The following is a 22,081-nucleotide window of genomic DNA, read 5'->3' on the forward strand; positions in this document are numbered from 1 at the left end:
TCTATGAGTCTGCCGCTTTTTCCGCTGAACACGGTGCTGTTTCCGGACTGCATCCTCGACTTGCAGATCTTCGAGGCGCGCTACCTGGACATGATCGGTCGCTGCATGAAACAGGGCGGCGGCTTCGGCGTGGTGTGCATCCTCGACGGTGAAGAAGTCGGCATCGCCCCTGAAGGCTACGCACGGGTGGGGTGCGAGGCGCTGATCACCGATTTCCATCAGCAGGACAACGGCCTGTTGGGCATTCGGGTGAAGGGCGGGCGGCGTTTCCACGTTGTGCGCACCGAGGTGCAGCGCAACCAGTTGATCGTCGCCGAAGTCGAGTGGCTGGAAGACGAGCCCGAACAACCGCTACAGGATGAGGACGCCGACCTGGTCGCGCTGCTCAAGGCTTTGGCGGAGCACCCGATGGTCGAAGCGCTGAGCATGGGCACCGAAGCGACGGGGCAACAGTCACTGGCCAATCAGTTGGCGTATCTGCTGCCGTTTGCCGAGGTGGACAAGATAGACCTGCTGCAACTTGATGATCCGCAGCAGCGGCTGGATGCGATTCAGGCGTTGCTGGATGAGTTGCAGGGTGAGTTGTTTGCCTGACGTGCGCTAAAAGATCGCAGAAAATTGGCGTACACCCTGAAGGAGCTGCCGAAGGCTGCGATCTTTTGATCTTCAGTACGCATACCTCAACATCGCATGCGGCATGTGCCTCAACACAAAGAAACCGAACAATGCCACCAATGAAGGCAACACCAGCCACCAGATTTTCGGCGGTATGGCGGTGAGCGAAGTCTGGCGTTGAGTCAGCCAAAGGCTGGCCGCACACACGCATGCCGCCAGCATCGCGCCGGCCAGTACATCGGTCGGCCAGTGTGCGCCCAGGTACACCCGTGACAAGGCAATCGTCAGCGCCGGCAAGCAGCCCACCAATAACCAAGTCAGGCGCATGCGCGGCGGTTGTCCGCGACCCGCCAGCACCGCGAGCGTCAAGAACAGCGCGAAAGAGCCCGAGGCATGGCCGCTGGGCATGCTGTAGCTGGTCAGTGGATCACTCAGCACTTCCGGGCGCACACGGGCGAAAAAGTGTTTGGTCGCGGTGTTGCCTAGCGCGGTGAACAGCAGGGTGCCGCCAGCGAAGAGCGCGTGTCGCCATTGTCGTGCCAGCAACAGCAACACTGTCAGCAGGGCGCTGAGCATAAACATGTTGCGGAATTCACCGATCAGCGTGAACACCACGGCTACTTCATCGAGCGCCGGGCTGCGGTGTTCCTGTATCAAGGTCATCAACCCCTGGTCGAGGGCGGTCAGGTGCGGATAGCCGATGAACAGACCGGCCAGGATCAGCAAACTCAGGCTGGTAATCAGCACCGTGGCCTTGCGATGACGGCGCAGGCTGCTGTTGATGCTCAGCCCCACCATCACCGCGATACTGCCCGCGACGATCCCGGCCTCAGGCCAGAAACCTTCCGGCAACGGCAAGCGAATGGCCGCTCCCGTGGCCCAGCCGGGCAGCAGATAGGCAACGCTCCAGCCCGCGGCAGCCAACAGGCTGACGACGGCGAAGCGCGGGAACGGCATGTCGAACATCCCGGCGACCATTGGCAGCATTGGTCGCAGCGGGCCGATAAAGCGTCCGACCAACAGGCTGGCGATGCCATAGCGCTGAAAATACGCCTCGGCGCCGGCCATCCATTCCGGGTGATGGCGCAACCCCGGCAGGCGACGGATGTTCTGGTGGAAATGTCGCCCTAAAAAGTACGAAACGATGTCGCCCAGCACACCGCCGAGGAAACCCAGCAGCAGCGTTTCACCCAATGGCAGCGCGCCACTGCCGGCCAGCACCGTCACGGCAAACAGCAACACCGTGCCAGGCACGATCAGTCCGACAATCGCCAGGCATTCCATACACGCCACTACGAACACTGCCGCGGCCAGCCATTGCGGATTGACCGTCAACCAACCGGTCACGCTATCGAGCCATGGGCCCATAAAAACAACTCCATCGAATAATCAACCGGTCCCAAGGGACGAACACAATCTTCAAAACCCTACAGATCCCATGTGGGAGCGAGCCTGCTCGCGATAGCGGAGTGTCAGGCGACATCTACTTCGACGGTCAGTCTGCTATCGCGAGCAGGCTCGCTCCCACCATGGGTTTTCCAATATTCAGGACAACAAAAAATAATCGCGACCTTCGACTTGCCCCCGGCGCAGCGGGTTACGCGTGCAGTAAAGTGCGTAAGCCGCATCAACAAAGCGGTACATCAAATGTTCGTCGCGCCCGTGGGGAATGCCCAGGCGTGTGGTCTGGATGATGTGGCCGGGCGCCGGCCCGACATCTTCCACCAGCAATACCTCATGGTCGAAGCGCTTGGCGTCCCAGACCGGCACCTTCAGCCCCAGCGCTTTGCAAAGCAGCGTCTGCCCGGCACACAGCTTTTGCGAGGGGCGAGGGCGGCCCTGAGCATCGGGATTGTTCAATAGCATCTGCGCCAGGCTCGCCGGCCCGCTCAGTTCGTCGACCCATGGATAGGCGGATTTGATCAGCACTGCATTGCCCGGCCCCTGAGCGCTGAAGTTCAGGGAATCGCCGCCGCGGGCGTAATACATATAGATGTGGCCGCCATCCAGAAACAAAGCCTTACGCTTTTCTGTGTAGCCAAGGGAGGCGTGGCTGCCTTTTTCTTCGCAGTAATAGGCTTCGGTTTCGATGATCCGGGCACTGAGCCACAGGTCGCCGACTCGATGACGGATGATTTTACCCAGTAAATCCCGGGCCAGCGTTTGCGCATCGCGGTCGAAAAATGCATCCGGCAGCCCCTTGGGCTGGCGCGTAGTGGATGCAGAAACAGGCAGGTTGGTCATGATGAACAGCGTTTATCAGGGCTGATTGAGTCGTGATCATAACAATATGCAGCTTAATCACGGCTGAACGTCGGCAAATTGCGCTCCATTTCGACCATCCGCCTGTCACCGCTGTTAGTCCCGGGACGCGACAGCTATAATCTGCCGCTTTACTCTTTACCAAGACCTTAGCAAAGACCATTGCAGACCATGACTGAGTCCGTTCTTGACTACATGACCCGTTTGGGTCGCGCCGCCCGCGAAGCTTCCCGCGTGATCGGCCGTGCCAGCACCGCGCAGAAAAACCGCGCCTTGCAGTCGGCTGCCAATGCGCTGGACGCTGCGCGCGCCGAGCTCACCGCAGCCAATGAACTGGATTTGGCTGCCGGCCGCGCCAATGGTCTGGAGCCTGCTTTGCTGGAACGTCTGGCACTGACCCCGGAACGCATCGACGGCATGATCGTCGGTTTACGCCAGGTCGCGGCATTGCCGGACCCGGTTGGGGCGATCCGCGACATGAGCTATCGCCCGTCCGGTATCCAGGTCGGCAAGATGCGCGTGCCATTGGGCGTGATCGGGATCATCTACGAATCACGGCCGAACGTGACCATTGATGCCGCCAGCCTGTGCCTGAAGTCCGGCAACGCGACCATCCTGCGTGGCGGCTCCGAGGCGATTCATTCCAACCGTGCGATTGCCGCCTGCATCCAGCGCGGCCTGGCCGAGGCCGGTCTGCCGGCCGCCGTGGTGCAAGTGGTCGAAACCACTGACCGGGCCGCCGTCGGCGCGCTGATCACCATGCCCGAATACGTCGACGTCATCGTGCCCCGCGGTGGCCGTGGCCTGATCGAACGGGTCAGTCGCGATGCCCGCGTACCCGTCATCAAGCACCTGGACGGCATCTGTCACGTCTACGTCAGTGCCCACGCCGATCTGCCGAAGGCCCAGCGCATCGCGTTCAACGCCAAGACTTATCGTTATGGCATCTGTGGCGCCATGGAAACCTTGCTGGTCGATCAGGCAGTCGCCAAGGAGTTCCTGCCGTCGATGGCTGCCCAGTTCCGCGAAAAAGGCGTCGAGCTGCGCGGTTGCGAGCGTACCCGGGCGGTCATCGAGGCCGTTGCGGCCACCGAAGATGACTGGCACACCGAATACCTGGCGCCGATCCTCTCGATCCGCGTGGTCGACGGTCTGGATCAGGCCATCGAGCACATTAACAAGTACGGCTCCCATCACACCGATTCGATCGTCAGCGAAAACCTGGCTGACACCCGGCGTTTCGTGGCTGAAGTCGATTCGTCTTCGGTCATGATCAATACCCCGACGTGCTTCGCCGATGGCTTCGAATACGGATTGGGTGCCGAGATTGGCATTTCTACTGATAAGCTGCACGCCCGCGGCCCGGTGGGCCTCGAAGGGCTGACCTGCGAGAAGTACATCGTGGTCGGTGACGGCCAGTTGCGCGGCCAGGAGTCGGTCTGACTTGGGCGACTTCGACCCGTCAGCCCAAGTGACCGCCAGCGAGCCCCAGCCTCGACGCATTGGCGTACTGGGCGGGACCTTCGACCCGGTGCATATTGGCCATTTGCGCGGTGCGCTGGAAGTCGCCGAATCGCTGGCGCTCGATGAGTTACGTCTGACACCCAGTGCCAGGCCACCTCATCGCGGTACGCCGCAGGTGTCGGCGAAGGACCGTCTGGCGATGGTCAAGTGCGCGGTGGCCGGTGTGCCACCGTTGGTGGTGGACGCCCGCGAATTGCAGCGGGACAAACCGTCCTACACCATCGACACCCTGGAACTGATGCGCGCCGAATTGGCCGCCCCAGACCAGGTTTTTCTACTTTTGGGCTGGGACGCATTTTGCGGCCTGCCCACTTGGCATCGCTGGGAAGAGTTGCTCCAGCATTGCCACATCCTGGTGCTGCAACGCCCGGATGCCGACAGCGAACCGCCGGATGCCTTGCGCAATCTGTTGGCGGCACGCTCGGTGAGCGACCCGCTGGCCCTTAAAGGGCCGAGCGGACAGATTGCATTCGTCTGGCAGACGCCGCTCGCGGTATCCGCCACCCAGATCCGTCAACTGCTGGCCAGCGGTAAGTCGGTACGTTTCCTGGTGCCCGACGCGGTCCTGGCCTACATCGATGCGCACGGGCTTTACCGTGCGTCGAACTGAAAAAGGGTGCGCTTCAAGGCACGTGAATGCGTGTATCGAAGCGCCCGAACATACGAGCAAAACGAGTTTTATATGACTGACAAAGACGTAAGCAAAGTAAAGCGCAAGGGCACGTTCAAGAGCGCCCCGCTGCCAGTAGAGGCACCAATCGGGCCGGAGCTGCGCGGTGAAGAGCTGGTCAAGGTTGCCGTAGCAGCCCTGGAAGACGTCAAGGCCCAGGATGTTCTGGTGATCGACGTTCGTGAAAAGCAGAGCATCACTGATTTCATGATCATCGCTACCGGTACTTCCAACCGCCAGATCGGCGCGATGCTGGATAAGGTCCGCGAGGCGGTCAAGGCTCAGGGCGTCAAGCCGTTGGGTGAAGAAGGCAAGGGCGACAGCGACTGGGTGTTGCTGGACATGGACGACGTCATCGTACACATGATGACTGCCAGCGCTCGCCAGTTCTATGACCTGGAGCGTTTGTGGCAGGGTGCCGAGCAGAGCCGTGCCGGCAGCGCCGCGCACCACAGCCCGGAAAACACCCATGAGCATTTCATCAAGCTCAACAAAGACCAGCAATAAGGGACCGCTGTGCGACTGCGACTGATCGCTGTCGGTTCACGCATGCCCAAATGGGTGGAAGAAGGCTGGCATGAATATGCCAAGCGTCTTCCATCCGAGCTGGCGCTGGAACTGGTGGAAATTCCGCTCAACACCCGCGGCAAGAACGCCGACGTGGCGCGCTTTATCCGTCAGGAAGGCGAAGCCATGCTGGCCAAGGTCGGGCCGAATGAGCGCATTGTCACCCTCGAAGTCCACGGCAAGCCCTGGAGCACCGAGCAACTGGCGGTCGAACTCGATCGCTGGCGGCTGGACTCGCGCACGGTGAATTTCATGGTCGGCGGCCCCGAGGGGCTGGCGCCGGAAGTCTGTGCCCGGGCGGATCAACGCTGGTCGTTATCACCGTTGACGTTGCCGCACCCACTGGTGCGGATTCTGATCGGCGAACAGCTGTATCGTGCCTGGACAGTGCTGTCCGGCCACCCTTACCACAAGTAGTTCTGCCCTCATGTCCCAGCCGATCCGCATCAAGGACCACGAAAAAGACGCCCGTCTGGTGCGTGGCCGCGTCGTGTTCGGGGCCATTGCAGTGGTGACGCTGATTGGCGTGCTGATCGCGCGGTTGTATTTCCTTCAGGTGATCCAGTACGAGTACCACTCGACCCTGTCGGAAAACAACCGCGTCCATGTGCAGCCGATTCCACCTACTCGTGGGTTGATCTTCGACCGCAATGGCGTGGTGGTGGCCGACAACCGGCCCAGCTTCAGCCTGAGCATGACCCGCGAACGCTCCGGTGACTGGCAGCAAGTGCTCGACGTGATCGTCGAGGTGCTCGAGCTGACGCCCGAGGACCGGGTGATCTTCGAGAAGCGCATGCGTCAGGGGCGCCGGCCGTTCGAACCGGTGCCAATCCTGTTCGAGCTGACCGAAGAGCAGATCGCCCGCATCGCGGTGAACCAGTTCCGTCTGCCCGGTGTGGAAGTGGTCGCGCAACTGGTGCGTCATTACCCGCAGGGCGCGCACTTTGCGCACTCAGTGGGTTACATGGGGCGGATCAACGAGAAAGAGCTCAAGTCGCTCGATCCGGTGAGTTACAGCGGCACCCATCAAATTGGTAAAACCGGCATCGAGCGGTTCTACGAGCCCGAGCTGCACGGTCAGGTCGGTTACGAAGAAGTCGAGACCAACGCCCGTGGCCGCGTGTTGCGGGTGCTCAAACGTACCGAGCCGATTTCCGGCAAGGACATCGTCCTGAGCCTGGACATCAAATTGCAGGAAGCCGCCGAAGCCGCGCTCGGCGGTCGTCGTGGCGCGGTAGTGGCGCTGGACCCGAAAACCGGCGAAGTCCTGGCGATGGTCAGTCAGCCGAGTTTTGACCCGAACCTGTTCGTCACCGGCATCAGTTTCAAAGCCTATTCCGAGTTGCGCGATTCCATCGACCGGCCACTGTTCAACCGCGTGTTGCGCGGTCTGTACCCGCCGGGCTCGACGATTAAACCGGCGGTGGCGATTGCCGGCCTGGATTCGGGCGTGGTCACCGCATCGACCCGGGTCTACGACCCTGGTTACTACCAACTGCCCAACTATGATCACAAATACCGCAACTGGAACCGTACCGGCGACGGCTACGTTGATCTGGACACGGCGATCATGCGGTCCAATGACACCTACTTCTATGACCTGGCCCACAAGCTGGGGATCGATCGGCTGTCGGCGTACATGGGCAAGTTCGGCATCGGCCAGAAGGTTTCCCTGGACATGTTCGAAGAATCGCCGGGGCTGATGCCGTCCCGGGAATGGAAGCGCGCGACCCGTCGTCAGGCCTGGTTCCCGGGCGAAACGCTGATTCTCGGGATTGGACAGGGCTACATGCAATCAACACCCCTGCAACTGGCCCAGGCTACGGCGCTGGTGGCGAACAAGGGTGTCTGGAACCGTCCGCACCTGGCCAAGACCGTCGAAGGCGAGCGGCCGAAGGATGAAAATCCGATGCCGGACATTGTCCTGCGTGACCCGTCGGACTGGACCAAGGTCAACCACGGGATGCAACAGGTGATGCACGGCGCCCGCGGTACGGCGCGCAAGGCATCCATTGGTGCGCAATACCGGATTGCCGGCAAAAGTGGTACGGCCCAGGTGGTCGCCATCAAGCAGGGCGAAAAATACGACCGCTCCAAGGTTCAGGAGCGTCACCGCGACCACGCCTTGTTCGTCGGCTTCGCGCCGGCCGACAACCCGCAAATCGTGGTGTCGGTGATGGTCGAGAACGGTGAGTCCGGTTCCGGCGTCGCCGCGCCAGTGGTGCGTCAAGTCATGGACGCCTGGCTCCTGGACCAGGACGGTCGACTGAAAGCCGAATACGCCAGCCCTATCAGTGCGGAGGCTACGGCCCGTGAAGAGTAATTTCGATCGCATCCTCTCCAGCGAGGATGTGATGCGTCGCCGTGCGACGTTGCTGCAACGCATGCACATCGATGGCCCGTTGCTGATCCTGCTGTTGACCCTGGCTGCCGGCAGCCTGTTTGTGCTGTATTCGGCCAGCGGCAAAAGCTGGGATCTGCTGGCCAAGCAAGCCACTTCCTTCGGCATTGGCCTGGTATCGATGATCGTCATCGCCCAGTTCGAGCCGCGCTTCATGGCCCGTTGGGTGCCGGTCGGTTATGTGATTGGCGTGCTGTTGCTGGTGGTGGTGGATGTGATGGGCCACAACGCCATGGGGGCCACGCGCTGGATCAACATTCCCGGAGTGATCCGCTTCCAGCCCTCGGAATTCATGAAGATCCTGATGCCGGCAACCATCGCCTGGTACCTGTCCAAGCGCACCTTGCCGCCGCAGCTCAAGCATGTGGGTGTCAGTCTGTTTCTGATCGGACTGCCATTCATCCTGATCGTGCGCCAGCCCGACCTCGGCACTTCGCTGCTTATTCTCGCCGGTGGCGCGTTCGTTCTGTTCATGGGCGGCCTGCGCTGGCGCTGGATTCTCAGCGTGATTGCCGCGGCTGTGCCGGTGGCGGTCGGCATGTGGTACTTCATCATGCACGACTACCAGAAGCAGCGAATCCTCACCTTCCTCGACCCCGAGAGCGATCCGCTGGGCACAGGCTGGAACATCATTCAGTCGAAAGCGGCCATCGGTTCCGGCGGCGTGTTCGGTAAAGGCTGGCTGCTCGGTACCCAGTCGCACCTGGACTTCCTGCCGGAAAGCCACACCGACTTCATTATTGCGGTAATGGGCGAAGAGTTTGGCCTGGTAGGTATCTGCGCACTGTTGCTGATTTATCTGCTGTTGATCGGTCGCGGCCTGGTGATTACCGCCCAGGCTCAGACATTGTTTGGCAAATTGCTCGCGGGCAGCCTGACCATGACGTTTTTTGTTTACGTTTTCGTCAACATCGGTATGGTCAGTGGCCTGTTGCCGGTTGTGGGGGTGCCGTTGCCGTTCATTAGCTACGGAGGCACTTCGCTGGTGACGCTACTGTCAGCGTTTGGGGTTTTGATGTCGATCCATACCCATCGCAAGTGGATCGCACAGGTTTGAATAAGGTGAAGATTTTAATGCAAGTAATGCGTGGCTGGGCGGCTCGATACGCGCCATGGGTCGGCCTGGTAAGCATCCTTGGTGCCGCGCAGGAAGCGTTGGCCGGCGATTACGAAGGTTCACCCCAGGTGGCCGAGTTCGTCGGTGAAATGACCCGCGACTATGGCTTTGCCGGTGAACAGCTGATGGGCGTGTTCCGCGAAGCCGAGCGCAAACAGTCGATTCTGGACGCGATTTCCAAACCCGCCGAACGGGTCAAACAGTGGAAAGAATATCGCCCGATGTTCATCACCGACGCGCGCATCGCCCGTGGCGTGGACTTCTGGCGTCAGCACGAAGCGGTCCTGGCTCGTGCCGAGCAGGAATACGGCGTGCCGGCGCAGGTGATCGTCTCGATCATCGGCGTCGAGACCTTTTTCGGTCGCAATACTGGCAATTTCCGGGTGATCGATGCCTTGTCGACCTTGGGTTTCGACTATCCTCCCCGTGCCGAATTCTTCCGCAAGGAATTGCGTGAGTTCCTGCTGCTGGCCCGCGAGGAGCAGGTCGACCCGTTGACCCTCAAAGGCTCCTACGCCGGGGCCATGGGCTTGCCGCAGTTTATGCCGAGCAGTTTTCGCGCCTATGCGGTGGATTTCGACGGTGATGGCCACATTAATATCTGGAACAACCCGGACGATGCCATCGGCAGCGTCGCCAGTTATTTCAAGCGTCACGGCTGGGTGGCCGGGGAACCTGTGGTCAGCCGCGCCGATGTGCGTGGCGATCAGGTAGACGAGGGTTTGACCGCCGGCATCGAGCCGACGAAAACCGTCGGGGAGTTGCGGGCGCTGGGCTGGTCGAGTCATGATGCGCTGCGCGATGATATGCCGGTCACGGCTTTCCGCCTGGAAGGTGACAATGGCCCCGAATACTGGATGGGCCTGACGAATTTTTACGCAATCACGCGTTATAACCGCAGCGTGATGTACGCCATGGCCGTACATCAACTGTCTGAACAGCTGGTCCAAGCACGGGGCGTCAAGTAATGCGGGCATTGCCTATGAATAAACCCCTGAAGCTCATGGCATTTGCCGCGTTGACGATACTGGTCGCCAGTTGTTCGACCAGTCGCTCGCCGACTCAGAAGTCGCCGACCGCCGTTCGTTCGGCACCTGGCCTGGATATCAACCGGGCTCACAAGGATGGCGCACCCTGGTGGGACGTCGATGTTTCGCGCATCCCGGATGCCACGCCGACCCTGCACAGCGGTCCTTATAAAGCCAACCCGTACACCGTGCTGGGCAAGACATATTTCCCGCTGCAAGAATCCAAGACCTACGTGGCTTCGGGCACGGCGTCGTGGTACGGCACCAAATTCCACGGTCAGAACACCGCCAACGGCGAGGTGTATGACCTGTACGGCATGAGCGCCGCGCACAAGACCCTGCCATTGCCGAGTTACGTTCGGGTGACCAATCTGGACAACAACAAGAGCGTGATCCTGCGGGTCAACGACCGCGGTCCGTTCTATTCGGACCGGATCATCGACTTGTCCTACGCGGCCGCCAAGAAGCTCGGCTACGCTGAAACCGGCACGGCGCGGGTCAAGGTTGAAGGCATCGACCCGCAGCAATGGTGGGCACAGAAAGGTCGTCCGGCACCGTTGATGCTTAATGAGCCGCAAGTGGCGCAAAATGCCGCGCCGACCGTGACGGCCTCCACCGGCACCGTCGAGCAATGGACGCCACCGCCGCAGCAACATGCCGCGGCCGTTGTGCCCGTGCAGATCGATGCAAAAAAAAACGCTTCTGTACCAGCCTCTGGCCAGTATCTGCAGGTGGGCGCGTTCGCCAACCCGGACGCTGCAGAACTCCTGAGATCGAAGCTCAGCGGGATGGTGAACGCTCCGGTGTTCATCAGCTCGATCGTGCGTAACCAGCAGACACTGCATCGGGTGCGGCTGGGGCCGATCGGCTCGCCGGGTGAAATCCAGCAGGTGCAGAACAGCGTGCGACTGGCCAACCTTGGTTCGCCGAGCCTGGTCAGCGCCGAGTAATACGCAGTAGTTGATTGACGGTTCGCTTGCGGTTTGGGGGGCGAACCGGGTTGTTGGCTCGTTGAAGAACAAAAGCCCGGCAAGGGTTGCAGAGTGAGCAACTGAACACGCGACAGCTTTTTAGAAAGTTGTCTGATTAGTTTTGCCTTAGGGCAGTTTCCATTAGCGATTTCGAGAGACGGATGAATATCACCACCTTTGCCAAACGCCTGTGCCTGCTAGTCCCGCTGCTCCTCTCGCCTGCCGCCTTCGCGGTCGAGATGATGCCGTCGCCACCGCAACTGGCCGCCAAAGCCTATGTACTCATGGACGCCAGCAGCGGCAACGTGCTGGTAGAGAACAACGGTGACCAGCGTCTGCCGCCGGCCAGCCTGACCAAGCTGATGACCGCGTATATCGCGACCCTGGAAATCCGTCGCGGCCAGATCGGCGAGAACGACCCGGTGACCGTCAGCGAAAACGCCTGGCGTACCGGTGGTTCGCGGATGTTCATCAAGGTCGGCTCGCAGGTTACCGTCAACGACCTGCTGCACGGCATCATCATCCAGTCGGGCAACGACGCCAGCGTTGCGCTCTCCGAGCACATCGCCGGCAGCGAAGACGCTTTCGCCGACCTGATGAACAAAACCGGCGCCGACCTGGGCCTGACCAACACCCACTTCATGAACCCGACCGGTCTGCCAAACCCTGAGCACTACTCGTCGGCTCACGACATGGCGGTGCTGGCTCGCGCGATCATTCACGAAGACCCGGCTCACTACGCGATCTACTCGCAGAAAGAGTTCTTCTGGAACGGCATCAAGCAGCCTAACCGCAACCTGCTGCTGTGGCGCGACAAGACCGTCGACGGCCTGAAAACCGGCCACACCGACGAAGCCGGCTACTGCATGGTGTCTTCGGCCGTACGTGATGGCATGCGCCTGATTGCCGTGGTGTTCGGCACCAACAGCGATGTAGCCCGCGCTGCTGAAACCCAGAAGCTGCTGACCTACGGTTTCCGCTTCTTTGAAACCCAGACCTTCTATCAGAAAGGCACCGAGCTGGCTCAGGCACCTGTCTGGAAAGGCACCACCAATCAAGTCAAGGCCGGCCTGGCTCAAGACCTGACCATGACCTTGCCAAAAGGCCAGCTGAAAAAGCTTGCCGCCAGCATGACCATGACCCCGCAACTGGTCGCGCCAATCGCCAAGGGTGATGTGATCGGTAAAGTCGAAGTGAAACTGGATGACAAGGTGGTGCATAGCGCCGACCTGATCGCTCTGGACGCGGTCGACGAAGGTGGTATCTTCCGCCGCATGTGGGATAGCATCCGTCTATTCTTCTACGGCTTGTTCAACTGAATTAGTGTGGACCTGCATGGCCCCGTTCCAATCCGGAGCGGGGCCATGTCCGTTGCCACGGCTTACGAGGCCGTTACGCCATGACAGACACTGAAGTAAAGGCGCCAAAAATCGAATTCCCCTGCGCGGATTACCCGATCAAGGTAATCGGAGACACCGGCGTGGGTTTCAGGGACAAGATCATCGCGATCCTTGAGAAACACGCGACCGTTGACCACAACACCTTTGCCGAACGGCAGAGTACCAACGGCAAGTACACGACCATCCAGTTGCACATCATCGCCACCGGCCAGGAACAGCTGTACGACATCAACAGCGAGTTGCGGGCTACCGGTTTCGTGCATATGGTGCTGTGATGTCTGGCACGCTGGGCTTTCGCGAGCTCGGCCAGTTGGCTTACGAGCCGGTCTGGCATGCCATGCAGCGCTTCACCAACGAACGCGGCAGCGATGCCGCCGACGAAGTCTGGCTGGTGGAGCATCCGCCGGTATTCACCCAGGGCCAGGCCGGCAAGGCTGAACACCTGCTGCTGCCAGGGGATATTCCGGTGGTGAAGGTCGACCGCGGTGGTCAGGTGACTTACCACGGTCCCGGCCAATTGGTGGCCTACCTGTTGCTGGACGTGCGCAAGCTGGGGTTCGGCGTGCGTGATCTGGTCAGCCGCATGGAGCAATGCCTGATCGAGCTGCTGGCCAGCTACGGCGTGACCGCGGTGGCCAAGCCGGATGCGCCGGGTGTCTACGTCGATGGCGCGAAAATCGCTTCTCTGGGTCTGCGGATCCGCCACGGTTGCTCCTTTCATGGCTTGGCCTTGAACGTGGATATGAACCTGGAACCGTTTCGACGGATTAATCCCTGCGGCTACGCCGGGCTGGCAATGACCCAGCTGCGCGATCACGCAGGATCGATTGAATTTGCCGAGGTAAGTGCCCGGCTGCGCGTGCAGCTCGTCAAACACCTCGACTATGCTGAGCAGACGACCCTAACGGGCGGAATCGACTGATATGACTACTGATGCAGTGCAAACCATGATCCCGACGCTCGATGTCACCGAGCGTCCGGCCCCGCGTGCCAAGGTTGAAGCCGGCGTCAAGCTGCGCGGCGCCGAGAAGGTTGCACGCATCCCGGTGAAGATCATCCCGACCACTGAACTGCCGAAGAAACCCGACTGGATTCGCGTGCGCATCCCGGTTTCCCCGGAAGTCGACCGCATCAAGGCCCTGCTGCGCAAACACAAGCTGCACAGCGTATGCGAAGAGGCGTCCTGCCCGAACCTGGGCGAGTGCTTCTCCGGTGGCACCGCGACCTTCATGATCATGGGTGACATCTGCACCCGTCGTTGCCCGTTCTGCGACGTTGGCCATGGACGTCCGAAGCCACTGGACGTCAACGAGCCGGAAAGCCTGGCCATTGCCATCGCCGACCTGAAACTCAAGTACGTCGTAATCACTTCGGTAGACCGCGACGACCTGCGTGACGGCGGTGCCCAGCACTTTGCCGACTGCATCCGCGAAATCCGCAAACTGTCGCCGAATGTTCAGCTCGAGACTCTGGTCCCGGACTACCGTGGCCGCATGGACGTCGCACTGGAAATCACCGCCGCCGAGCCGCCTGATGTGTTCAACCACAACCTGGAAACCGTGCCACGCCTGTACAAGGCTGCGCGTCCGGGTTCGGATTACCAGTGGTCGCTGACCCTGTTGCAACGCTTCAAGCAGATGATGCCGCACATTCCGACCAAATCCGGTTTGATGCTGGGCCTGGGCGAAACCGATGAAGAAGTCATCGAAGTCATGAAGCGCATGCGCGAACACGACATCGACATGCTGACCCTGGGCCAGTACCTGCAACCGTCCCGCAGCCACTTGCCGGTCCAGCGCTTCGTGCACCCGGACACCTTCGCCTGGTTCGCCGAGGAAGGTTACAAAATGGGCTTCAAGAACGTTGCTTCCGGTCCGTTGGTGCGCTCCTCGTACCATGCCGATGAGCAGGCAAAACTGGTCAAGGCCGAGCTGATGTCGTCCTGATCCCGTTGTGAGAGCAAAAAAAGGCCCGCAAGGCTTCTCAGGCCTTGCGGGTTTTTTTTAGCAGTGCCCACGGCGAGCCTTTTCCTGCGAGCCCTGGTGCGATTGACCCTCTTCTGTTTATTCCCGTTCCTGACTACTGTGTGCTGAAGCGTTCATACAGGGAGAATCATGGATGACTGCTCGACCGACCCACACCCTTTGTCCTCACGCTCCCGTTCCGGCCTTGCCGCCTGCAGGGCTGATCGGCGTGATCGCGCCCGCCGGCCCCGCGGCGCTGGACACCGATAAAGCCATTGCCTGGATGCGCGCTCGCGGCTATTCACTGCGCGTGTTTCCCGGTGTTTATGAGCAAGAGGGTTATCTGGCCGGCAGCGATGATGTGCGGCTCAATGACTTGCATGGCGCATTCGCCGACAGCGAGGTCGATGCAATCATCTGTCTGCGTGGCGGTTACGGTACGCCGCGTTTGCTCGATCGCATCGATTTTGAATTACTGCGCAACAACGCCAAGCCGTTTATCGGCTACAGCGACGTCACTGCACTGCACTCGGCCATCAGTCGTTATGCCGGGTTCGTGACCTTCCATGGCCCGATGCTCAACGCTGACCTGCTGGGTGACAAGCAACAACCCACCGAGTTCTCGTTTTTCAACATGCTGCGTGGGCAGGTAAAGGCGGGCAGTGTACTTTCTCACCCGGTGGCCTGGCCGTTGACCACAATCGAGCCCGGCATCGCTCACGGACGTTTGCTGGGGGGCAATCTGTCGATGATCGCCGCGACCATGGGCACGCCTTACGAGATCGATGCCGAGGGCGCCATCCTGTTCATCGAGGACATTAACGAGCCGCTGTATCGCATCGACCGGCTGCTGACTCATTTGCGTCTGGCCGGCACGCTGCACAAGCTGCGCGGGGTGCTGGTGGGGGATGTGGCAGGGGTTGATGCGATTGCGCTGGAGAGGTTGCTCAAGCAGACCTTTGCTCCTTTGCGGATACCGGTGCTCTCCGGATGGCGTAGCGGGCATTGTGATCCGAATTTGACGCTGCCGATGGGCGCGTTGGTCAGGCTGGATGCGGGGGACAAGACGTTGGTGTTGGAGCAGGATGTGGTGATCAAGGCTTAGGAATTCATCGCCTGACAGTCAGTCTTCGCGAGCAAGCCCGCTCCCACATTCGACCGCATTTTCATGAAAGAACTCGGTCAATTGTGGGAGCGGGCTTGCTCGCGAAAGCGCTATCAGCCATTCGTCTTACTAGCGGCTACGCAACCCTTCCAGCAACTTGTGCGTCGGATAACCATCCGCCGGCCAGCCAAACGACTGCTGGGCGCTGCGGATCGCTTTGCGGGTATTGGCGCCGATAATCCCGTCGGCGGTCCCTGCGTCGTAGTTCTGGGCACTCAGCAGGTTTTGCAGCTCGATTCGCTCGGTACGGCTCAGCGGCAAGTCATCTTTTGGCCACAGACCGCTGATCAGGCCGCCACCATTGAAACGCTCGGACAACAGACTCACGGCCAAGGCGTAGGACGAAGAGTTGTTGTACTTGAGGATCGCGCGGAAGTTATCGAGGACCAGGAACGCCGGGCCGCGATAGCCTGCGGGCAGCAGCAGGGCGGCCGACAGGTGTTCGGAACCTGCTGGAACCTGGCCGCCATTGGGCAGGGTCACCCCCAATTGTCGCCACTCGGCAACGCTCTTGCGAATCGTGCCATCGGCCAGGGCGTAATTGAAATCGCTCGGCAGTTGCGCTTCGAAGCCCCAAGGCTGGCCTTTCTGCCAGCCGGAGCTTTGCAGGTAGTGCGCGGTCGAGGCCAGTGCATCGGCGGGGCTGTTCCAGATGTCGCGGCGGCCATCGCCGTCGAAGTCCACGGCGTGGGTGTTGTAAGTAGTCGGGATGAACTGGGTCTGGCCCATGGCGCCGGCCCAGGAGCCGAGCATTTTCTCCGGTTCGATATCGCCCTGTTGCAGAATTTGCAGCGCAGCGATCAGTTGCGCGTGAGCAAAGCCCGGACGTCGACCTTCATAAGCCAGGGTCGCCAGGGAGTTGATCACCGACTTGTTGCCCTGGAACTGACCAAAGTTACTTTCCATGCCCCACACCGCGACCAGAGCCTGGCGGTCGACGCCGTAGCGCTGTTCGATGCTTTGCAGGATGTCGGCGTACTGGCTGACCAGCGCCTGACCTTTGCGCACCCGCAGCGGCGACAGCGCCCCGTCGAGGTACTCCCACACCGGGCGAGTAAATTCCGGTTGGCTGCGGTCGGCACGGATCACGCTGTCGTCCACGCTGACATTGGCAAAAGCACGGTCGAACAGGTCGGCGCGGATGCCGGCGGCGAGGGCGTCTTTACGGAAACCCGCTTGCCATTCGGCAAAGGTCTGGGTTGGCTGGATGTCGAGATTCTCACCGTTTGGAACTACCGGCGGAATGATCGCAGGGGCCGTCGCAACGGTGCGGGTCTGAAGCGGTTGGGCGTCGGCGGCGGTGGGTTTTTCCGCGCAGGCGACAAGCAGAACGAGGCTGGAGGCAGCTATCAGTTGGCGAAGGTGCCAACGACGGGAAAGACAAAGGGGCATGCACAGGTCCAGAGGATACGAATCAGGTGCAGACCTTAACATGTTGAGCGATGGCTTGCCTTTCAGGCCGCCAGAAAGTAAGAAGCCTCCCAGCTATTAGACTGGAAGGCTTCGCGGCGGTAGCTGCCTTTGCCCTTGCCGGCTCGTTCCTGACGGCTGCGGAACAGTGGCTGGGCGATGATGGATTTGGCTTTGTTTGGGCCATTTTTGGATGGCTTTTTGCTCATGATGGTCTCTCGCAAGTGAGTGGGTTTTGCGGGGGGAATAATCTGCCGAAGTTGGGGGGCTGTCTAGTCCCTACATTGTGTAGGAAATGATACCTGTGGCGAGGGAGCTTGCTCCCGCTCGGCTGCGTAGCAGTCGTAAAACGGGCAACCGAGGAACATCTGAAGAGGCGTGGTGACTGGTTGTAGGGTCGCTTCGCAACCCAGCGGGAGCAAGCTCCCTCGCCACAAAAAATACTACTCGGCAGGTAATGACAATCTTTGCCCGGCCATCAACAGCGTCAACCGACTCAGACTCATCCATGGCGAACCCGCCGCCTGACCTTTGATTTGCGCATCAATACGCTGCGCTTCGAGCAGCAACTGCGCCCAGCGTTGCGCCGAGTAGCGTTGCAGCGCCTTGCTCATCAGCGGTTTGCGTTTGTCCCAGATCGGCGGTCGGGCCTGGCTGAAGGCTTTGTCCAGCGGCACGCCCTGGCTGTATTGCAGCGACAGGTTGGCCAGCAGGCGCAGCTCCCGGGCCAGCGCCCAGAGAATCACCGGCGGTTCGACGCCTTCGCCGCGCAACCCTTCGAGCATGCGCAAGGCATGAGCAGCCTCGCCATTAAGAATCGCATCGGTCAGGCCGAAGACGTCGAAACGCGCACTGTCAGCCACTGCCGCTTGCACGGTTTCGACGGTGATTTGGCCGCCCTCGGCCATCAGCTTGAGTTTTTCGATTTCCTGGGCGGCAGCCAACAGGTTGCCCTCGACCCGAGCGGCGATCAGTTCGACGGCGTCCTGACTGGCTGAAAGCCCGGCCTGGGAAAGGCGTTGACGAATCCAGCTCGGCAACTGGTTGGTGTCCACTGGCCAGATCTGCACGAACTGGGTCTGCGGACCTTCGACCAGTGCCTTGCCCCACTTGGTTTTCTGCGCACTGCCATCAAGCTTGGGCAGGCTGATCAGGAGCAACGTGTCTTCAGCCGGGCGCGAGCAGTACTCAATGAGTGCCGCCGCGCCTTTGTCACCGGGCTTGCCGGAGGGCAGGCGCAGTTCCAGAAGACGTTTTTCAGCGAACAGCGACATGCTGGCGCCAGCCTGCAGCAACGTGCCCCAGTCGAAACTGGCGTCGGCGGCAAAGACCTGGCGTTCATCGAAACCTTGCAGGCGGGCAGCCGCGCGAATGGCGTCGGCGGCTTCCTGACACAACAGTGGGTCATCGCCACTGATGATGTAGACCGGCGCGAGGGCGCCTTGCAGGTGTTTACCGAGTTGGGCGGGGGCGAGTTTCATAAGAAGAGGCGAACGGGGCGCCGGAGCGCCCCGTAAGGCTTATTGCTGTGGCAGTTCGAGAGGTGACTGACGCGGCGTCTGCGCTTCAGCCTTCTGCGCTGCTTCCAATGCGTCGGCTTCAGCCTTGGCCCTGGCGTCAGCGGTCTGTTGCAGCTGTTCCAACTGCGTCGGGGTCAGCTGTTGCAGGCGCAGCATCATGCGTTGAACCAGTTCACGACGCATGTCCTTGCGGGCATCGTTGGCTTCCTGGTCGGAACCCACCAGGTTGTTGCCGTCGTGGATGAAGACTTTCTGCACTTGCAGCTTGTCGCTGAGCAGTGGCAGGTTGCCCTGACCGCGGATGTCGTAGTTCAGCACCATGGTCATCTGATACTCGCCAGTACGGCCGGCACCGGCATAACTGAGGATACGCTGGGTTTCCTGTTCGTCAGCCAGATACAGCTTGTAAGGCGCGCCGCTATAGACCTTGACGCCGCTGCTTTCCAGCACCTGACGCATTTGTGTCACGGTTTCGCCATAGGCATTGCGGGCGCTCAGATCAAGTTCCTTGATCGCCAGTTCGGTGGTGCCGGTACCGCGCAGCTGGAAACCGCAGGCGCTCAGCAGGACTGCAAGGCCCATTACCAGCAAATTGCGTTTGATCATCTTGTTGCTCCCCTTGAAACCATGTGGGCCGGTCAAGCGGCCCGAAAGGTTTTACTCGGCGCCAGGCATGACCTGGCGCCCGATCCAATTTAGCTGGCGACGATATTGACCAGTTTCCCGGGCACTACAATCACTTTGCGAATAGTCAGGCCATCGACGAAGCGCAGGACGTTTTCATTGGCCCGTGCGGCAGCTTCGACTTCTTCGCGGCTGGCGCTGGCGGGCATTTCGATGTGGCCGCGCAGTTTGCCATTCACTTGGATGACAAGCTGCACGCTGTCCTGTACCAGGGCGCTTTCGTCCAGCACCGGCCAACCGGCATCGATGACCGGGTCGGCGTGACCCAGGCGATGCCACAGCTCGTGGCTGATGTGCGGGGTGATCGGGGCCAGCAGCAAGACTACGGTTTCCAGACCTTCGTGAATCAGTGCGCGATCCTGTGCGGTGCCTTGCGCGGCTTTTTCCAGCACGTTCATCAGCGTCATCACCTGGGCGATGGCGGTGTTGAATTTGTGGTTCTGGCCGACGTCGTGGCTGGCCTGCTTGATGGCCTGGTGGATCGAACGGCGAATGGCTTTCTGCTCGTCGTTCAGGCTGGCAACGTCCAGTTTGCCCGGAAGGCCCTGAGTGACGTGCGTTTGAGCCAGGCGCCAGACGCGTTTGAGGAAACGGTGCGAACCCTCTACACCGGAGTCGGACCATTCCGCGCTCATGTCGGGTGGGGAGGCAAACATCATGAACAGTCGGCAGGTGTCTGCGCCGAACTGGTCAATCATCGACTGTGGGTCAACGCCGTTGTTCTTTGACTTGGCCATCTTCTCGGTGCCACCGATTTCCACCGGCAGGCCGTCTGCGATCAGCTTGGCGCTAATGACCTTGGCCTTGCTGTCGCGTTCGAGTTCTACGTCCGCCGGGTTGAACCACGTGTAGGCACCATTGGCTTCGCGACGATAGTACGTCTCGGCGATCACCATGCCCTGGGTCAGCAGGTTCTTGAACGGCTCGTTGGAGCTCACCAGGCCTTCGTCGCGCATCAGCTTGTGGAAGAAGCGCGCGTAGAGCAGGTGGAGAATGGCGTGTTCGATACCGCCGATGTACTGATCCACCGCCAACCAATGGTCGGCAGCCGCTTTGTCCACCAGACCACCTTCATAGTGTGGCGAGGCGTAGCGGGCGTAGTACCACGAGGACTCGACAAAGGTGTCCATGGTGTCGGTTTCACGCTTGGCCGCAGCGCCGCATTTCGGGCAGGTGCATTCGTAGAACTCGGGCATGCGCGCCAGTGGCGAACCGGCGCCGTCCGGTACGACGTCTTCCGGCAGCACCACGGGCAGCTGATCTTCCGGGACCGGCACATCACCGCAGGTGTCGCAGTGGATGATCGGGATCGGGCAGCCCCAGTAGCGCTGACGGCTGATGCCCCAGTCGCGCAGGCGGAACTGGGTACGCGAGGCGCCGAGGTTTTTCTTGATCAGCGCCACTTCGATGGCGTCGAAGGCGCCGGCGAAATCGAGGCCGTCGAATTCGCCGGAGTTGATCAGTGTGCCGTGCTCGCCGTACGCATCCTGCCAAGGGGCCGGGTTGGTGTCACCTACACTGGTGCGCACCACGGATTTGATCGGCAGGTTGTACTTGGTGGCGAACTCGAAATCACGTTCATCGTGAGCCGGAACAGCCATCACCGCGCCATCGCCGTAATGCATCAGCACGTAATTGGCGACCCATACCGGGAGTTTCTCACCGGTCAGCGGATGCTCGACGAACAGCGAGGTCGGCAGACCTTTTTTCTCTTGAGTGGCGACGTCGGCTTCGGCGACGCTGCCGCCCTTGCATTCAGCGATGAACGCTTGCAGCTCAGGATTGTTCTGTGCGGCCAGGGTAGCCAAATGGTGTTCGGCGGCCACGGCAACGTAGGTCGCGCCCATCAGGGTGTCCGGACGGGTGGTGAATACTTTCAGCGCGCCGGTTTCGCCGATGGAGGCGACGTCATACGGGAACTGCACTTCCATGCCGCGGGATTTGCCGATCCAGTTGCGCTGCATGGTCTTGACCTGTTCAGGCCAGCCCGTCAGTTCGTCGAGGCTTTCCAGCAGCTCATCCGCGTAAGCGGTGATCTTGAAGTAGTACATCGGGATTTCGCGCTTTTCGATCAGCGCGCCGGAACGCCAGCCGCGCCCGTCGATCACCTGTTCGTTGGCCAGAACGGTCTGGTCGACCGGGTCCCAGTTCACGGTGCCGCTTTTTTTGTAAATCACGCCTTTTTCGAACAGGCGAGTGAACAGCCATTGTTCCCAGCGGTAGTAATCAGGCTTGCAGGTGGTCACTTCGCGCGACCAGTCCACCGCCAGGCCCAGGCTGCGCAGCTGGGTTTTCATGTAGGCGATGTTTTCGTAGGTCCACTTGGCGGGCGCTACGTTGTTCTTCATCGCGGCGTTTTCCGCCGGCATGCCGAAGGCGTCCCAACCCATGGGTTGCAGGACGTTCTTGCCTTGCATGCGCTGGTAGCGGGAGATCACGTCGCCGATGGTGTAGTTGCGCACGTGCCCCATGTGTAGCTTGCCGCTGGGGTAAGGGAACATCGACAGGCAGTAGAACGTCTCCTTGCCTGGCTGTTCACTGACTTCAAAGGACTTTTGCTCGTCCCAGAACGACTGGGCGGCGGCTTCGATTTCACGGGGCTGATATTGTTCGTGCATGGCTACTTTTGAACTGAATAGGGGTGGCCTAATCCTCTTCAATGCAACGCTGGACGGTGATAACGCCAAATCGACGTTTCGGTGCCCAGGCGAGCTGGAAGTGGAGTTACAGGAAGCGCCGTAGCATACATGACCGCACTCTACCGAGGGAAACCCTGATTACAC

Annotated in this window: 21 protein-coding genes; 14 read left to right on the forward strand and 7 right to left on the reverse strand. The window is 60.5% G+C overall.

Translation table 11 applies throughout. The annotated features are described in order from the left end of the window. Nucleotides 1–3 precede the first annotated feature (3 nt). A complete protein-coding gene (locus BK662_RS17495; protein WP_052967100.1) occupies nucleotides 4–594 on the forward strand; it encodes an LON peptidase substrate-binding domain-containing protein in 591 nt (196 codons plus the stop codon). A gap of 72 nt (nucleotides 595–666) precedes the next feature. On the opposite strand, the gene BK662_RS17500 is transcribed toward BK662_RS17495, so the two are convergent. Both BK662_RS17500 and BK662_RS17505 read right to left on the reverse strand, forming a co-directional pair. Then, nucleotides 667–1,983 carry a bifunctional DedA family/phosphatase PAP2 family protein gene (locus tag BK662_RS17500; RefSeq protein ID WP_123359086.1) on the reverse strand — a complete coding sequence of 439 codons (1,317 nt, stop codon included), beginning with the start codon at nucleotides 1,981–1,983 and terminating at the stop codon, nucleotides 667–669. 177 nt (nucleotides 1,984–2,160) lie between these two features. Further along, nucleotides 2,161–2,859 carry a DNA-3-methyladenine glycosylase gene (locus BK662_RS17505; protein ID WP_123359087.1) on the reverse strand — a complete coding sequence of 233 codons (699 nt, stop codon included), beginning with the start codon at nucleotides 2,857–2,859 and terminating at the stop codon, nucleotides 2,161–2,163. A gap of 189 nt (nucleotides 2,860–3,048) precedes the next feature. Between BK662_RS17505 and BK662_RS17510 the strand changes: the two genes are divergently transcribed. From BK662_RS17510 to BK662_RS17570, 13 genes are all read left to right on the forward strand, one after another. Further along, complete coding sequence (locus tag BK662_RS17510) at nucleotides 3,049–4,320, forward strand: glutamate-5-semialdehyde dehydrogenase (protein ID WP_123359088.1); 1,272 nt, start codon at nucleotides 3,049–3,051, stop codon at nucleotides 4,318–4,320. Between the two features lies 1 nt (nucleotide 4,321). Beyond that, on the forward strand, nucleotides 4,322–5,011 hold the full coding sequence (nadD, locus tag BK662_RS17515) for a nicotinate-nucleotide adenylyltransferase (protein ID WP_008009047.1): 690 nt from the start codon (nucleotides 4,322–4,324) through the stop codon (nucleotides 5,009–5,011). A gap of 72 nt (nucleotides 5,012–5,083) precedes the next feature. Continuing rightward, complete coding sequence (gene rsfS, locus BK662_RS17520; protein WP_123359089.1) at nucleotides 5,084–5,578, forward strand: ribosome silencing factor; 495 nt, start codon at nucleotides 5,084–5,086, stop codon at nucleotides 5,576–5,578. A gap of 9 nt (nucleotides 5,579–5,587) precedes the next feature. Next, on the forward strand, nucleotides 5,588–6,055 hold the full coding sequence (gene rlmH / locus BK662_RS17525; RefSeq protein WP_003185785.1) for a 23S rRNA (pseudouridine(1915)-N(3))-methyltransferase RlmH: 468 nt from the start codon (nucleotides 5,588–5,590) through the stop codon (nucleotides 6,053–6,055). A 10-nt stretch (nucleotides 6,056–6,065) separates the two neighbouring features. Beyond that, nucleotides 6,066–7,961, forward strand: coding sequence for a penicillin-binding protein 2 (mrdA, locus tag BK662_RS17530; RefSeq protein WP_123359090.1), 1,896 nt, complete (start codon nucleotides 6,066–6,068; stop codon nucleotides 7,959–7,961). 31 nt (nucleotides 7,962–7,992) lie between these two features. Further along, the gene (gene rodA, locus BK662_RS17535) at nucleotides 7,993–9,096 is read left to right on the forward strand and encodes a rod shape-determining protein RodA (protein WP_161990844.1); all 1,104 of its coding nucleotides are present in this window, start codon (nucleotides 7,993–7,995) and stop codon (nucleotides 9,094–9,096) included. A 17-nt stretch (nucleotides 9,097–9,113) separates the two neighbouring features. Then, the gene (gene mltB / locus BK662_RS17540) at nucleotides 9,114–10,124 is read left to right on the forward strand and encodes a lytic murein transglycosylase B (RefSeq protein ID WP_123359092.1); all 1,011 of its coding nucleotides are present in this window, start codon (nucleotides 9,114–9,116) and stop codon (nucleotides 10,122–10,124) included. Further along, nucleotides 10,124–11,134, forward strand: a complete 1,011-nt coding sequence (locus tag BK662_RS17545; RefSeq protein ID WP_123359093.1) for a septal ring lytic transglycosylase RlpA family protein — start codon at nucleotides 10,124–10,126, stop codon at nucleotides 11,132–11,134. The genes mltB and BK662_RS17545 overlap by 1 nt, the downstream gene beginning before the upstream one ends. A gap of 182 nt (nucleotides 11,135–11,316) precedes the next feature. Continuing rightward, nucleotides 11,317–12,474 carry a D-alanyl-D-alanine carboxypeptidase family protein gene (locus BK662_RS17550; protein WP_123359094.1) on the forward strand — a complete coding sequence of 386 codons (1,158 nt, stop codon included), beginning with the start codon at nucleotides 11,317–11,319 and terminating at the stop codon, nucleotides 12,472–12,474. Between the two features lie 80 nt (nucleotides 12,475–12,554). Continuing rightward, nucleotides 12,555–12,830, forward strand: a complete 276-nt coding sequence (locus BK662_RS17555) for a DUF493 domain-containing protein (protein WP_052967109.1) — start codon at nucleotides 12,555–12,557, stop codon at nucleotides 12,828–12,830. Continuing rightward, entirely contained in the window at nucleotides 12,830–13,477 is a 648-nt protein-coding gene (lipB, locus tag BK662_RS17560) for a lipoyl(octanoyl) transferase LipB (protein WP_123359095.1), read from the forward strand. The genes BK662_RS17555 and lipB overlap by 1 nt, the downstream gene beginning before the upstream one ends. Nucleotide 13,478: 1 nt before the next feature. Next, a complete protein-coding gene (gene lipA, locus BK662_RS17565) occupies nucleotides 13,479–14,501 on the forward strand; it encodes a lipoyl synthase (protein WP_007946663.1) in 1,023 nt (340 codons plus the stop codon). Nucleotides 14,502–14,673: 172 nt separating this feature from the next. Continuing rightward, nucleotides 14,674–15,624: a S66 peptidase family protein gene (locus BK662_RS17570; RefSeq protein WP_123359096.1), complete on the forward strand. Its 951-nt coding sequence runs from the start codon at nucleotides 14,674–14,676 to the stop codon at nucleotides 15,622–15,624. Nucleotides 15,625–15,753: 129 nt separating this feature from the next. Here BK662_RS17570 and BK662_RS17575 read toward each other — a convergent pair whose 3' ends face one another. The 5 genes from BK662_RS17575 to leuS form a co-directional block, all read right to left on the reverse strand. Beyond that, on the reverse strand, nucleotides 15,754–17,076 hold the full coding sequence (locus tag BK662_RS17575) for a lytic murein transglycosylase (protein ID WP_123359097.1): 1,323 nt from the start codon (nucleotides 17,074–17,076) through the stop codon (nucleotides 15,754–15,756). A 62-nt stretch (nucleotides 17,077–17,138) separates the two neighbouring features. Then, nucleotides 17,139–17,303: an alternative ribosome rescue factor ArfA gene (gene arfA / locus BK662_RS17580; protein ID WP_094470475.1), complete on the reverse strand. Its 165-nt coding sequence runs from the start codon at nucleotides 17,301–17,303 to the stop codon at nucleotides 17,139–17,141. A 234-nt stretch (nucleotides 17,304–17,537) separates the two neighbouring features. After that, nucleotides 17,538–18,575: a DNA polymerase III subunit delta gene (gene holA, locus BK662_RS17585; RefSeq protein WP_123359098.1), complete on the reverse strand. Its 1,038-nt coding sequence runs from the start codon at nucleotides 18,573–18,575 to the stop codon at nucleotides 17,538–17,540. Nucleotides 18,576–18,614: 39 nt separating this feature from the next. Continuing rightward, entirely contained in the window at nucleotides 18,615–19,220 is a 606-nt protein-coding gene (locus BK662_RS17590) for an LPS-assembly lipoprotein LptE (RefSeq protein WP_123359099.1), read from the reverse strand. An 89-nt stretch (nucleotides 19,221–19,309) separates the two neighbouring features. Beyond that, nucleotides 19,310–21,916, reverse strand: a complete 2,607-nt coding sequence (leuS, locus tag BK662_RS17595; RefSeq protein WP_123359100.1) for a leucine--tRNA ligase — start codon at nucleotides 21,914–21,916, stop codon at nucleotides 19,310–19,312. Between the last annotated feature and the right edge of the window lie 165 nt (nucleotides 21,917–22,081).

Origin of the sequence: Pseudomonas frederiksbergensis (assembly GCF_003732275.1) — a bacterium.
GTDB lineage: Bacteria > Pseudomonadota > Gammaproteobacteria > Pseudomonadales > Pseudomonadaceae > Aquipseudomonas > Aquipseudomonas frederiksbergensis_H.